The 13,942-nt window shown below is 62.6% G+C and carries 14 protein-coding genes; 7 read left to right on the plus strand and 7 right to left on the minus strand.

The features are described from left to right. Window positions 1–116 precede the first annotated feature (116 nt). The 5 genes from YH3_RS16805 (at window position 117) to YH3_RS16825 (ending at window position 4,851) form a co-directional block, all read left to right on the plus strand. On the plus strand, window positions 117–656 hold the full coding sequence (locus YH3_RS16805) for a DinB family protein (protein ID WP_003940638.1): 540 nt from the start codon (window positions 117–119) through the stop codon (window positions 654–656). Window positions 657–748: 92 nt separating this feature from the next. Continuing rightward, a complete protein-coding gene (locus YH3_RS16810) occupies window positions 749–2,329 on the plus strand; it encodes an FAD-binding oxidoreductase (RefSeq protein ID WP_042452763.1) in 1,581 nt (526 codons plus the stop codon). Then, a complete protein-coding gene (locus YH3_RS16815; RefSeq protein WP_007731349.1) occupies window positions 2,326–3,243 on the plus strand; it encodes a diacylglycerol kinase in 918 nt (305 codons plus the stop codon). The genes YH3_RS16810 and YH3_RS16815 overlap by 4 nt, the downstream gene beginning before the upstream one ends. Before the next feature lie 46 nt (window positions 3,244–3,289). Continuing rightward, window positions 3,290–4,117 (plus strand): potassium channel family protein, encoded by an 828-nt coding sequence (locus tag YH3_RS16820; RefSeq protein ID WP_007731350.1) that lies wholly within the window; start codon window positions 3,290–3,292, stop codon window positions 4,115–4,117. Window positions 4,118–4,164: 47 nt separating this feature from the next. Next, window positions 4,165–4,851, plus strand: coding sequence for a TetR/AcrR family transcriptional regulator (locus YH3_RS16825; protein ID WP_007731351.1), 687 nt, complete (start codon window positions 4,165–4,167; stop codon window positions 4,849–4,851). 6 nt (window positions 4,852–4,857) lie between these two features. On the opposite strand, the gene YH3_RS16830 is transcribed toward YH3_RS16825, so the two are convergent. Continuing rightward, window positions 4,858–6,042, minus strand: a complete 1,185-nt coding sequence (locus tag YH3_RS16830; RefSeq protein WP_007731352.1) for a metallophosphoesterase — start codon at window positions 6,040–6,042, stop codon at window positions 4,858–4,860. A gap of 123 nt (window positions 6,043–6,165) precedes the next feature. Between YH3_RS16830 and YH3_RS16835 the strand changes: the two genes are divergently transcribed. Beyond that, entirely contained in the window at window positions 6,166–6,795 is a 630-nt protein-coding gene (locus YH3_RS16835; RefSeq protein ID WP_007731353.1) for a GyrI-like domain-containing protein, read from the plus strand. Window positions 6,796–6,798: 3 nt separating this feature from the next. Here YH3_RS16835 and YH3_RS16840 read toward each other — a convergent pair whose 3' ends face one another. The 6 genes from YH3_RS16840 to YH3_RS16865 form a co-directional block, all read right to left on the minus strand. Then, on the minus strand, window positions 6,799–7,191 hold the full coding sequence (locus YH3_RS16840) for an RNA-binding S4 domain-containing protein (RefSeq protein WP_003940158.1): 393 nt from the start codon (window positions 7,189–7,191) through the stop codon (window positions 6,799–6,801). Between the two features lie 24 nt (window positions 7,192–7,215). Next, window positions 7,216–8,109: an oxygenase MpaB family protein gene (locus tag YH3_RS16845; RefSeq protein ID WP_007731355.1), complete on the minus strand. Its 894-nt coding sequence runs from the start codon at window positions 8,107–8,109 to the stop codon at window positions 7,216–7,218. 164 nt (window positions 8,110–8,273) lie between these two features. Then, window positions 8,274–9,122 carry a 3-hydroxybutyryl-CoA dehydrogenase gene (locus tag YH3_RS16850; protein ID WP_003940434.1) on the minus strand — a complete coding sequence of 283 codons (849 nt, stop codon included), beginning with the start codon at window positions 9,120–9,122 and terminating at the stop codon, window positions 8,274–8,276. An 87-nt stretch (window positions 9,123–9,209) separates the two neighbouring features. After that, window positions 9,210–10,367, minus strand: coding sequence for an acyl-CoA dehydrogenase (locus YH3_RS16855; protein ID WP_003939784.1), 1,158 nt, complete (start codon window positions 10,365–10,367; stop codon window positions 9,210–9,212). A 159-nt stretch (window positions 10,368–10,526) separates the two neighbouring features. Further along, complete coding sequence (locus tag YH3_RS16860) at window positions 10,527–11,219, minus strand: TetR family transcriptional regulator (RefSeq protein ID WP_030535165.1); 693 nt, start codon at window positions 11,217–11,219, stop codon at window positions 10,527–10,529. A 28-nt stretch (window positions 11,220–11,247) separates the two neighbouring features. Beyond that, complete coding sequence (locus YH3_RS16865; protein WP_030535166.1) at window positions 11,248–12,852, minus strand: acyl--CoA ligase family protein; 1,605 nt, start codon at window positions 12,850–12,852, stop codon at window positions 11,248–11,250. 131 nt (window positions 12,853–12,983) lie between these two features. On the opposite strand from YH3_RS16865, the gene YH3_RS16870 reads away from it, so the two are divergent. Further along, window positions 12,984–13,850, plus strand: coding sequence for a response regulator transcription factor (locus tag YH3_RS16870; RefSeq protein ID WP_042452756.1), 867 nt, complete (start codon window positions 12,984–12,986; stop codon window positions 13,848–13,850). Window positions 13,851–13,942 lie beyond the last annotated feature (92 nt).

Here is a 13,942-nt window from a genome sequence, read left to right on the forward strand (position 1 = left end):
ATCGGTGGGTGCCGGGAGTTTTTTCTTGATCGTTTTCTAATGAGGACCGTTTCTGTCCGCAATAACTTCTAACGTAGTTCTCACAGGGCACGAACCCACGAGCGAAGGAAAACATCATGAACGCACCGATCACCACCGTCACCGGCGAGCGCGCGGATCTCCTCCAGAGCCTGCGTCGGCATCGTGAATTCCTTCTCTTCACCGTCAAGGACCTCACCGACGAGCAGGCCGCTTCGAGGCCGACCGTGAGTGAACTGTGCCTCGGCGGATTGATCAAGCATGTGGGTCAGGCGGAAAAGGGATGGGTCGACTTCATTCTGGAAGGGCCGGCCGGACTTGGTGGGGACTTCGACCCGACCCAGTGGTCGGAAGAGATGCAACAGGAACGGGCGAACGAATTCGCGATGGTCGAGGATGAAACCTTGGCAGGCATCGTTTCCGAGTACGAGGGGATCGCGGCCAGGACCGACGAGTTGGTGGCCTCGCTGGACAGCCTCGACATCTCGCATCCACTGCCGTCGGCGCCGTGGTTCGAAGCGGGAGCTCGCTGGTCAGCGCGGCGCGCATTGCTGCACATCATCGCCGAGACGGCCCAGCATGCGGGCCACGCGGACATGCTTCGCGAAGCCATCGACGGTTCCAAGACGATGGGTTGATGGATGGATTGATCCACCGGGATGTTTACACATCACACAAATATGTAACACTAGTGTCTATGAGCACCGAAAAGTCTGCCTTGCAACCGCCGATGCAGTGGGACGCCTGGGGCGATCCGGCCAAGAAGCGTGAACTGTCGGACGCAGTCACATCATTGTTGACCGGATTTCTCGGTGTCTCCGCACCGACTCGATCGCGTCTCGCCATCGAAGACGTCCAGGTGGCTCCGTCCGCTATGGCCCAGTCGCATGTCGAAGCGCTGTCCGGGCTGGTCGGGGCCGAGTACGTCAGTACCAAGGATTCCGATCGAATCCTTCGGGCCGGTGGCAAGAGCACCCCGGATCTGCTTCGCCGTCGTAGCGTCGAGCCGCAGGACGCACCGGACGCAGTCGTCACCCCAGGGACAGACGCAGAGGTCGAGCAGGTTCTCCGATACTGCTCTGCCAACCGGATCGCAGTGGTCCCATTCGGCGGCGGCACCAGCGTCGTCGGCGGGCTCGATCCCATTCGTGACGGGTTCGACGCAGTTCTATCTCTCGATCTGCGCAGGTTCGATCAGCTTGTCGGGTTGGACGAGGAATCGGGCATTGCGACGTTCGGCGGCGGAACTACCGGCCCACGGGCCGAGGAGCTTCTGCGTGAGCACGGTTTCTCGGTCGGGCACTTCCCGCAGAGCTTCCTGTTCGCCACTCTGGGCGGGTTTGCCGCCACCCGGTCTTCGGGGCAGGCGTCGGCTGGATACGGGCGCTTCGAGGACATGGTTCAGGGCCTCACCGTTGTCACCCCGAGTGGAGTGATCGAGACCGGGCGTGCGCCGGCATCCGCTGCAGGCCCCGATCTGGGTGAGCTTTTTGTCGGCTCCGAGGGCACCTTCGGCGTCATCACGCACGTGCGTGTGCGGGTTCACCGTCTGCCCGAGACCACCGTGCGCGAAGGGTGGAGCTTCCCCGACTTCGCCACCGGCGCAGCCGCATTGCGTGAGCTGGTCCAGGAAGGATCGGCTCCGACAGTATTGCGGTTGTCCGACGAGGCCGAGAGTGGCGTGAATCTGGCGACCACCGACAAGATCGGCGAGAACGCCTTCACCGGTGGTTGCCTCGGCATCACTACCTACGAGGGCACCGCTTCGCACACCGCTGAACGGATGGCGGAGGCCCGCGCAATTCTCACCGCTCACGGCGGCACGTCGCTCGGTGAGGAGCCCGGAAACAGCTGGGAACACGGGCGATTCGATGCGCCGTATCTGCGTGACGCTCTGCTCGACGTCGGCGCACTGTGCGAAACCCTCGAGACGGCAACCACCTGGGGTAACCTCGCGAACCTGCGCTCCTCGGTCACCGAGGCGCTGACCAAGGCTCTCGTCGAGCAGGGGACTCAGCCGCTCGTGATGTGCCACATTTCGCACACCTACAAGACCGGTGCTTCGCTGTACTTCACCGTGGTCAGCGCGCAGACCGAGGATCCGATCGCTCAGTGGCACAAGGCGAAAACTGCCGCTGGCGATGCGATCATCGCAGCCGGTGGCACGATCACCCATCACCACGCTGTGGGCGCCGATCACCGCCCATGGATGAAGGACGAGATCGGTGAATTGGGCGCGAACATCCTTCGCGCAGTGAAGAATGCAGTGGACCCTGCCGGCATCCTCAATCCTGGAAAGCTGATTCCGTGACCGAAACCCGCAGTCAGATCGAGAAGGTTACCGTCCTGATCAATCCGATGGCGGGACATGGTCACGCGCCTGCGGCAGGACGCAAAGGTGTTGCGCGACTGCGCGCTCGGGGAGTTGCCGTCACCGAGATCATCGGAACCGACGCCGACGACGCCAAGAAATTGGCCCGTCGTGCGATCGAGGAGGGTACCGACGCGCTGGTGGTGGTCGGCGGTGACGGTGCCATCAGCATCGGATTGCAGGCTGCCGCGTTGACCGATACTCCTATCGGGCTCATCCCGGCGGGCACCGGCAACGATCACGCCCGTGAGTTCGGTATTCCCACAGGCGATCCCGAGGCAGCAGCCGATGTCATCGCAGACGGTGTCGTGCAGCAGTCAGATCTGGCGAAGATCACGCTGGCCGACGGTTCCGTCGTCTGGTCGGGAACCATCATCGCCAGCGGCTTCGACTCGCTGGTCAGTGAGCGGGCCAATCGGATGTCGTGGCCCAAGGGGCCGATGCGCTACAACCTGGCGATGCTCGCCGAGTTGGCGAAGATGAAGCCGCTGCCGTACCGGATCGAACTCGACGACGAGGTCATCACGGTGGACGCGACGCTGGTCGCTGTTGGCAACGGGCGCTCGTACGGTGGCGGCATGCTCATCACGCCAGGAGCGTCGAAGTCGGACGGGTTGCTGGATCTGACCGTCGTCGGGCACGGTTCGAGGTTGCGTCTGGTGCGCCTGTTTCCGCGGGTGTACAAGGGAACTCACGTCTCGCTCGACGCCGTGCAAACGTACCGATCCAAGAAGGTCCGGCTGGTCTCCGAAGGCATCATCGCTTACGCGGACGGTGATCGGGTGGGACCGTTGCCCATCACGATCGAGGCAGTTCCCACGGCGCTCAACATCTTGACGCACACTCGGATCTGAGTCGGTTCTGCCGGGCACTAGGTAGCGGTGGTGTCAGACTTCTCGGATGAACGAATCGACGAAGTCGGCGCACCGCCGCACTGCGTGGACGTCGGAGAAATGGCAGCTAGCCACCGACATCCCGTTGACCGCTGCGGCCTGCCTTTTCTTGGTGGCGTACGCGTACCAAGTGCTGGCGCAACCGACGGGCCTTCCACATCGTCTGACCGAATGGACGATGTGGGCTGCGTGGGTCGTTTTTGCCGTCGACTACGCAGTTCGCCTGTGGTTGGCACCTGCCCGCGGTCGCTGGTTCGTCAGGCATCTCTTGGACTTGGCGATGGTGGTGTTGCCCATGCTGCGTCCGCTGCGCCTACTTCGGTTGGTCACACTGCTTGCGATAGTTCACCGCTCGAGCGGGCAAAGCTTGCGTGGACGGGTGGTTATTTACGCCACTGGTGCCACGGCCTTGCTGATCGGTGTCGCGGCGCTGGCCATGCTCGATGCCGAGCGTCACGCGCAGGGCGCTGCCATCACGTCGTACGGAACGGCATTGTGGTGGGCGATGGAGACGGTCACGACCGTCGGTTACGGAGACATGGCGCCCGTTACCACGACCGGGCGCATGATCGCCGGAGCATTGATGATCGGCGGAATTGCGTTGCTGGGCATCGTGACTGCCACACTCGCTTCCTGGTTGGTCGAGCGCGTGGCGGAACAGGACGAGGCATCCCAGGCCGCGACGCGTAAGCAGGTGGCGGACCTGTCCGAGGAAGTCCGAGCCTTGGCCACCCGCACGCACCGAGTCGATCTCGCGTCCGTCGATACCGATTCGCTGCGTCGCGAACTGGCGTCGAGGGGAGTCGTGGCGCAGCATGCACCTTCGGACAATTGACCCGCAGTACAGCAAACAATAGAACGATGGTCTGATAATCTTGCGTGATGGTGGCGACCCACGGATTTCAGCGCGCGCGCAGGCCTGAGCAGATCGAAGCGCGTCGGTGCGCGATTCTCGATGCGGCCCGCGCGATGCTCGGGTCCAGGCCCGTCGCCGACATCAGCCTGCGTGAGCTCAGTGAGAGCGTCGGACTGGCGAAGTCGAACGTGCTTCGCTACTTCGACAGTCGCGAAGCCATCTTTCTCGAAGTGCTCGACGAGAACTGGGTTGCGTGGTTGGACGGGTTGTCCGAGTCGTTGACCCCGACCGGTGACGACTCGCCGTTCGCCACTGAAATCCATGTGGCATCGACGGTTGCGGAATCGCTTGTCGCACAGCGTTTACTGTGTGAGTTGATGAGCGTAATGGCAGGTGTCCTCGAAAGAAACATCTCCGTCGACTTCGCCCGTGACTTCAAGAAGCGGGCAACGGTCAACTCGGGAAGGTTTGCGTCGCTGATTCATTCGCAATTGCCTCACCTCTCGGAGGGCGACGCGGCTCAATTCGCCAAGGTAACCCTGGTGATTGTTGCAGGCTTGTGGCCGACTGCCGAGCCTGCCGAATCCATGGTCGTCGTACTGAACGAGATGCAGGCGCCCCCTGCTGCCGACATGTTCGCAACCGGCCTACGTGAAGGTCTGATCAATCAGCTCGTCGGGCTGTCGGCGCGAGCGGCAACCCGAACGAGCTGAGCCCGTTCAGGCGCTGTGCAGCGTCAGGACGGTGATCTCGCTCGGTGCGAACACGCGGAATGGTGGACCCCAGAACCCGGTTCCGCGGCTTGTGTACAACTGCGTGCGGTCGCCGTGACGAGTGAGCCCGTGCACCGAAGGTTGATCGAGTTTGACCAGAAAGTTGAAGGGCCAGATCTGTCCGCCGTGGGTATGACCGGCGAGCTGCAGATCCACTCCCGCGGAAGCGGACTGAGTTACCTGCTTCGGTTGATGGGCGAGCATCAGGATCGGCAAATCGGGGTCGGTGCCGGCAAGGGCCATATCGAAGTTCGCGCCGTGACCGTCGAGCTTCGATCCCAGAGCGGTGGCGTCGTCGACTCCGGCGATGACCAGGTTGTCGCCGCCCTTGGTGACGACGAGGTGCCGGTTGTGCAGGGCATCCCAGCCGATCGAGGTCATGTAGTCGAGCCACTCCTGAGCCTCGTGGAAGTACTCGTGATTCCCGGTGACGTAGACACGGGCGAGTCTGGCTTCCACCGACGCGAGTGGGGTGGCTTGGCCGAGGCGCTGCTCCACTGTTCCGTCGGCAATGTCACCGACGTGGGCCACGATGTCGGCGTCGAGTTCGTTGACTGCCGCGATCACGCGCTCGGACCACTTCTCGCGATTGATCGGCCCGAAGTGAGTGTCGGTGATCGCGACTACCCGAAGTTTGTCCATCCCCGCACCAAGGCGGGGGATGGTGACGTCGACCTGCTTGATCCGTGGCAGTCTCATGGCTTCCCGGTAGCCCCAGATCAGCAGAACGGCCGAGATGATCAGTGCGGCAACGGCGACAATTCTCGATCGAAGCGGGTCATCCACGCCGCCGACGAGCAGTCCGAGCCTCAGAACTTCGCCGAGCAGGGTCCACACGAACACGACCCAGATGATTCCGAGGAGGGCGTCGCCGATCAGGCGAACTGGATCGCGGTCGGTGTGTCCGTGGCTGAGCACCAAACTGGCAGGCAGGGCGATCAAGAGGGTGGCAAACAGAACGGTGCCGAAAACTGCCACCGCCGTCGGCCAGTCCGGCCGGATGAACAAGCTCCACCACGGGTACACGAACAACAGGGCCAAGATCGACGCGACAATCGCGGATATGGCAACGATCCGCAACGGTCTGCGGCGCGGAACTCGAGCGACGTCGGTCGCCTGGGGTGTAGTCACCCCGTCCAGAGTAAAGGTCCACTGGTCTATTAACAAGGGGACGGTGGTCCGCTATCGGGATGTCGGTGTTCTCGGATAGGTTTCCGAACGTTGAAACTCGGCCAGTGATCAGGTGGGTGGCGCATGGAGAAGTACGACGTCAAGAAGGCATACAAGGATCTCTACTCGCCTGGGCGCCGCGATTTTGCCCTCGTGACCGTTCCCCGCTTCGGCTACTTCGCCGTCGACGGTCACGGTGATCCCAACACTGCCACCGAGTACTCCGAGGCGCTCGAAGCGCTGTATTCGGTGTCCTACGCGACCAAATTCGCGAGCAAGAAGGAACTGGATCGCGACTTCGTCGTGGGCCCGCTGGAAGGGTTGTGGCGGGCAGATGACCCCGAGGTGTTCGTGACGCGGGACAAGTCGTCGTGGGATTGGACGATGATGATCTCGCAACCGGAGTGGATCACGGAGACGGAACTGTCTGCGTCGATTGACGCAGTCCGGGCCAAGGCAGTGCGGGCCAAGAAGGAGATTGCCGCTCTCGACAAGGTCAGGTTTCTCGAGTTGGAGGAAGGTCTGTCCGTCCAGATTCTTCACGTCGGCTCGTACGACGACGAAGCTCCCACCCTGGACCGGCTGCACAACACGTTCATCCCGTCGAACGGCCTGAGCTTCAACGGCGATCATCACGAGATCTACCTCAGCGACGCTCGCCGGACGCCGCCCGAGAAACTGAAGACGGTTCTGCGTCAGCCTGTTTCGAGGTAGTGATTACGGCTCGAGGCCGCGCAGCTTCTCGAGGTCGCGTCGCTCGCGTTTGGTCGGTCTGCCGGCGCCACGATCACGTCGCGGAATGGACGCGATCAGTTCGGGCGGTGGTGGGGGCGGCGAATTGTCCTGCAGGCAATCGGCGGCCAGCACGGCGCTGACTCGCTTCGTGATCGGCTTGACCACGACGACGATGCGCTCGATGCCGGATACACGCACCCGCACCTCGTCGCCGGCTTTCACCTGCTGAGCTGCCTTTGCCGACGTTCCGTTGACCCGAACGTGTCCCGATCGGCAGGCGGTCGCCGCCTGCGAGCGTGTCTTGAACAGCCGAACCGCCCACGTCCAGCTGTCCACACGAACACTGATCGCGTCGGAAGGGAGATGAGCTGGCACGCACTCCAGCCTACCGACGAGTGCTCACAGACCCTGCGCGCGGATGCCCGAGTAGGCGCGCGGCGCGTACCGCAGTTGTAGCGGCAGCAGATGCCAGAATCGATCTGTCAATGTCAGGAAGCGGGCGAACCAGAAGTACATTCGTTCGTCGCGCGGCGTCCATTCCCATCCGAGAGTTTCGCGCGCCTTCTCCGGCATCAGTGCCTTGCCGATCCAGTTCGCCACGGCCATCGTGGGGCGTGAGGTCAGACGCCACAGCCACGTCGGAACCTTCGGAGCCGGTGCGATGTCGTGCTCGGCGATGCGCGTCGACCATTTTGTGGTGTGGGTGTTGATCAGGTGGTTGTCGAGCATGTCTTCCCAGTACGTGCGGAAGCTGGCGTAGTCGTCGAAAGCCGGTCGGTCGGTGAGTCCGTAACAGCGCCACCAGGTTACGGCCTCACGGACAAGCTGGTCCTTCTGCTCCGCCGTGAACTTCTTGTACGCGAATCGCTCGTTGAAATCGAGTATCACCTCGAAGAACGTGACGTGTGTCCACCAGAAAGTGTCAGGAGCGAGGGCGTGGTAACGCCCGCCGGTTTCGTCGATTCCTTTGAGATCGGTGTGGAAGTTGCGAACGAGCGTGCCTGTGCCCTCTTCGGTCCGGTCGTACACGACGCCGTAGATGGGCGGCAGTGAGCGGAACAGGCGGTCGAGCGGGTTGTCGAAAAAATTCGAATGATCCTGCAGCGCTCCACTTACCGCGGGATGCATGTTCTGCAGCGTGCCTGCGCGTCCGAGATACAGCAGACCGCGAACGTCGCCGAAGTGTGTCCACGTCAGGGAACCGGGGCCGATCGGATCGGCTCGTAGTTCCCGGGGCTCTGGTCGCGCCTGGGGCTTAGGTCGACGAGTATCGGTGTCCGGATCGCTGCTCATCTGGTTGACCCTCCGCCTGCGCTCATGTGACAACGGTTGTTGTCAAATGATGACTTTTGCTGCGCCGCGCGAATTTGTCAATGGATTCGGCTAGATCTGCCCGAAAACAACTCCGGCCCCTCACCTGCAACAGGTGAGGGGCCGGAAGAGTGAAGCGGTCGGACTCAGGCGTATTCGTAGAAGCCGCGACCGGTCTTCTTGCCGAGGCGACCGGCGTCGACCATGCGGCGAAGCAGCGCCGGCGGAGCGTAGTGCGGTTCTGCGAATTCCGCGTACAGCGACTCCGCTGCTGCGAGAGCGATGTCGAGACCGACGGTGTCGAGCAGCGTCAGCGGGCCCATCGGGTAGCCGCAGCCGCCCTTCATGGCCTCGTCGATGTCTTCTGCTGTGGCGTAGCCGGATTCGAGCATCCGGACAGCCTGGCACAGGTACGGGATGAGCAGAGCGTTGACGATGAAGCCCGAACGGTCGCCCGCGCGAACCGTCTTCTTGCGCAAGGTGTTCTTGGCGTAGTCGGTGACGGCGAGAACGGTCTCTTCGGACGTCGTCAGGCTGACCACGATCTCCACGAGCGGCATGACCGGCACGGGGTTGAAGAAGTGAACGCCGACAACCTGGCCGGGGCGCGAGGTGGCCTTGGCGATCTTGATGACGGGGATCGACGACGTGTTGGTCGCCAGAATGCCTGCAGGCTTGACGATCTTGTCGAGCTTGCCGAAGATCTCGTACTTGAGAGCTTCGATCTCGGGAGCAGCTTCGATCACCAGATCGCGATCGGCGAACTCTTCCATGTCCAAGGTGACGCGGACGCGTGCGATCGCGGCGTCGGCTTCTTCCTGGGTGATCTTGCCCTTGGCGACGCCGCGGTTGATCGACTTGGCGATCCGTTCGCGGGCAGCGGCGGCAAATTCTTCTTTGGTTTCGAGCACCAATACCGAGCTACCGGCTTTTGCACATACCTCGGCGATGCCGGCACCCATGGTGCCGCCGCCGATTACGCCTACAAGTTCCACGATTCTCCTCAAAAATTAGGGGCAAGCCCCTGTGCGCCGTTCCGGTAGTCAGAACTACCAGAAAGGCGCACAGGGGCGCGAAGTGCCTTACTTCAACAGCGCACGCGACATCACGACGCGCTGAATCTGGTTGGTGCCTTCGTAGATCTGCGTGATCTTGGCGTCGCGCATCATGCGCTCGACCGGGAAGTCGGTGGTGTAGCCGGCGCCACCGAACAGCTGCACGGCGTCGGTGGTGACCTCCATGGCAACGTCCGAAGCGAAGCACTTCGCCGCAGCGGAGATGAAGCCGAGGTTCTTCTCGCCACGCTCGGCGCGTGCTGCGGAGGTGTAAACCATCAGACGTGCGGCTTCGACCTTCATCGCCATGTCCGCGAGCATGAACTGAACAGCCTGGAAGTCGCTGATGGACTTGCCGAACTGCTTGCGATCCTTGGTGTACGCCAGCGCCGCGTCGAGTGCGCCCTGGGCCAGGCCGACAGCCTGAGCACCGATGGTGGGACGCGTGTGGTCGAGGGTCTCGAGTGCCGTCTTGAAGCCGGTGCCCGGTTCGCCGATGATGCGGTCGCCGGGGATGCGGCAGTTCTCGAAGTACAGCTCAGCGGTGGGGGAGCCCTTGATGCCGAGCTTCTTTTCCTTCGGTCCGACGACAAAGCCCTCGTCGTCCTTGTGGACCATGAAAGAGGAGATGCCGTTTGCGCCCTTGTCGGGATCGGTGACAGCCATGACGGTGTACCAGGTGGACTTGCCGCCGTTGGTGATCCAGCACTTGGAGCCGTTGAGGATCCAGTCGTCGCCGTCAGCCTTTGCGCGGGTACGCATCGAAGCGGCGTCGGATCCGGCTTCACGCTCGGACAGTGCGTACGACGCCATTCCGCCGTTCACGAGGTCCGGGAGCACCTTGGACTTGAGCTCTTCGGAACCCTTGAGGATCAGGCCCATGGTGCCGAGCTTGTTCACAGCGGGGATCAGCGAGGAGGATCCACAGACGCGGGCGACTTCCTCGATGACGATGCAGGTGGCGACGGAATCGGCGCCCTGGCCGTCGTAAGCCTCGGGAACGTGGATGGCGTTGAAGCCGGACGCGTTGAGAGCGGTGAGCGCTTCCTCGGGGAAACGTGCGTTCTCGTCGACGTCCTTGGCGTACGGCGCGATTTCCTTCTCGGAGAGTCCGCGGATAGCAGCCCGCAGTTCGTCGTGCTCTTCGTTCAGTGCGAAGAGATTGAAATCCGGGTTTCCTGCCATGGGAACGCTCCTTGGTGAAGGTGGCTTGAAGGCGGTCGGTGCGGCTCCGGCGTTACCAGCGAGATTCGCGGACAGACCGGTGCCCATGACCCCAGTCAAACACGGCACTGAGTGCCAGGTCAAGGGATGGGTGTGTGAAGTTTCGGTGCACGAGCAGTGTCAGCCGAGTTGTTCGTGGATTTTTCTGCTGATCTCATCAGCGGACGTGCCCGGGGCAAAGGCTACTACCAGCACGGACTTCGATTCTGGCGTGCTGGTCTTGGACCCGGGTGCCACGCCGTACGTCCGCCGAACGTCGAGCAATGCCTGACTTAGTGCATCAGCTGTGGCGTCCTCGTCGCCTTTGATCATGCTTCGCAAGAGGTAGTTGTGGCACGCGGTGACAGCTGCGGCAAAACCGACAACCTCGAGGACAGGTTCGCGGGGCACAGCGCTGCGCAGGTAGTCGACGAAGAGGCGCTCGTAGCGGAATCCGGTGACGAGTTCGCGGTCGCGAAGAGCCGGAACATGCTGTACGACGCGGTATCGCCGCATCGACAGGTCTCGGTTCCTGCGGAAGAAATCGAACACCAGTCCCGCGGCCTCGCACACGGACGCCCAGGGGTCGGCGGAATCGGACGCGAGGAACTCTGCGACGTGTTCGAGGAGGGACTCGTGATCGGCGAAGATCACGTCTTCCTTGGAGCGGAACTGCCGGAAGAACGTCCGACGCGACACACCGGCGGCAGCGGCGATCTGCTCGACGGTGGTGGCTTCGTACCCGTTCTCCGAGAACAACCGGATCGCTTGAGACGCGACGTGTACCCGAAACTGTGCGGGGTCAGTTCCGGGTACATCGGAGCGCTCGGTCATGGATGCAAGTATCCAGGTTTCGTCGGCGTCAGTTGTCGGCGCGTAGCTGGAACTTGAGAACTTTGCCGGTGGGGGTGCGAGGAAGGTCGAGCGGGAAGACGATGTCGCGGGGAACCTTGTACCCGGCCAGCAAAGTGCGGGTGTGCTCGACGATGTCTTCGGCGGATGCCTGTAATCCCTTGCCCAGCACCACGAATGCCTTCGGGCGCTCGCCCCACTTCTCGTCCGGAACGCCGACGACTGCCACGTCGATCACCGCGGGGTGACTCATGATCGCCTGCTCGACCTCGACGGTGGAGATGTTCTCGCCGCCTGAGATGATGATGTCCTTCGCGCGGTCCTTGAGCTGGATGTATCCGTCGGGATGCATGACGCCGAGGTCGCCGGAATGGAACCAACCACCGGCAAATGCTTCGGCTGTCGCGGCCTCGTCGCGGTAGTACCCGAGCATCACGTTGTTGCCGCGGAGCACGATCTCACCCATGGTCTGGCCGTCGGCGGGGACGTCGTTCATCTCGGCATCGACAACGCGAGCATTTTCGGCCTGCACCATGCCGACTCCCTGACGAGAGAGAAGTGCGGCGCGCTCGGACTGCGGCTTGTCGTCCCAGGCTTCCTGGTATTCGCAGATCGTGTAGGGGCCGTATACCTCGGTGAGGCCGTAGACGTGAACGACGGTGACACCGATGTCTTCGAGTTTTCCGATGATCGTCGGTGACGGGGGAGCGCCGGCGGTGGTGATGCGCAAGGCGTCGACCTTGTGGGCCTGGTCTGCGTCGGCGATGGTGGAGCAGACGGTAGGAGCGCCGCACAGATGTGTCACGCCCAGATTGTCGATGGCGTCCCAGATCGCATCGGCGCGGACCGCGCGCAGGCAGATGTGTGTGCCCGCGGCCTGAGTGACGGCCCACGGCGTGCACCACCCGTTGCAGTGGAACATCGGCAGTGTCCACAGATACTTCGTCGCTCCGTCGAAGCCGTTGTGGAATGTCTCGCCGAGCGAGTTCAGGTACGCCCCGCGGTGGGAGTACATGACGCCCTTGGGTTTTCCGGTGGTACCCGAGGTGTAGTTGATGGCGATGCACTGCTGCTCGTCGTCGACGCCCCAGTGCAGTGGCTGATCGGAGAGAGCTTCGCCTTCGGCAATCAGATCGGCGTACTGCCCGGTGACGATTCCGGTGGGAACGTCCGGATAGGGGACGGTGGAGTCCGGGATCTCGACGATCTCACGCAGGCTCCCCACGTTTGCCTTGGACGAGGTGACCGAACCGACGAATTCGGAGTCCACGAACAGGATCGTGGTTCCCGAGTGATCGAGAATGTATTCGAGTTCGGGACCGGCGAGGCGTGAGTTCAGGGCGATCAGGACCCCGCCGGCGAGGGGGACGGCAAAATGCGCGAACAGCATCTCGGGTACGTTCGGCGCCAGGTATGCAACGCGGTCACCGGGCTGAATGCGTTCACGCAGGACGCGGGCCAGAGCCGCGACCTCGTCACCGAACTCTCGGTACGAGTAGGTCCGGTCGCCGTGAACGACGGCGGTGCGCTCGGGGAACACCGCGGCGCTGCGCTCGAGAAAGCGCAGCGGACTGAGCGGGGTGTTGTTGGCTGCGACAGCTGTCGGGACAGACACGGTTCCTCCGAAGGCGACGTGGCACGGTTGGTGTCACGATAAGTGTGATCGGCACTACAAATGGCCTGGATGCACGCTATTGCCCAGCCAAAGGTGCCGCTACCCTCTGAATTGGGTACGTGGAGGTGAGAGTGAGCAGGGTACTGAGACCGAGCGACGACGACGCGTTGCGCGCCGAACTGCGTCGGCTGCACCCCAAAACCGAGTTGCCGGTTCTGTTCGGCGGCTGCGTCAGCGACCGGTCGCTGACCATCACCGGTCACGTCGGCACGCGCAGCAACATCCTGCGAAACCTGCGGATCGACGCCGAATGCGGACTCGGCGGTCGGGCGATCGCAGAACAACGACCGGGCGCGGTCCAGGACTACGCGAACTCGTCGCACATCACTCACGACTACGACTACGAAGTGGGCACCGAAGCGATCGAATCCTTGATGGCAGTCCCGATCGTCGTTCGCGGGGTTACTCGCGGAGCGATCTACGGAGGACTGCGTGCCAACCTGCCGATCGGCGACGTGATCGCAGAGACGATGATGCGATCGTCGTACGCGTTGGCCCGAGAATTCGAGATTCGCGACGAAGTGGATCGTCGGGTGGCGATGCTCGATACCGCTGCGGTGGAACATGGTTCGAACCGCGATGCCCAGATATCCGAAGGGTTGACCGAGAGCGTCCTGGCGCTCGGCGAGATCGCGGCGAACCTCGAGGACATGGCTCTCAGCGCGCAGGTCCTCGCGGTCGAGGCAAAGTTGCGGTCGTTGGCGTCGCCGAAACCTTCCGCGAACACTCCAGTCGCGAACACCGTTGTCCTGTCGCCACGCGAGCGGGAGGTGATGGGGTACGTCGCTCTCGGACTGCGCAATGCCGAGATCGCCGAGAGGTTGTCCCTGAGCGTCGAAACGATCAAGACGTACATGAGGAATCTGATGGGAAAACTCGACGTCCGCAGTCGTCACGAAGCGGTCGTGGAAGCGCGGCGGCAAGGTTTGATTCTGTGAGGGCTTGATTCTCTGATCGGTCCCGCCAAGCGGAATTTCGGAACTGCGTCGCCACTCCGGTTGATATGACGGACCTCACTATCGGCAGAGTT

This window comes from Rhodococcus sp. YH3-3 (genome assembly GCF_001653035.1).
Lineage (GTDB): Bacteria > Actinomycetota > Actinomycetes > Mycobacteriales > Mycobacteriaceae > Rhodococcus_F > Rhodococcus_F qingshengii.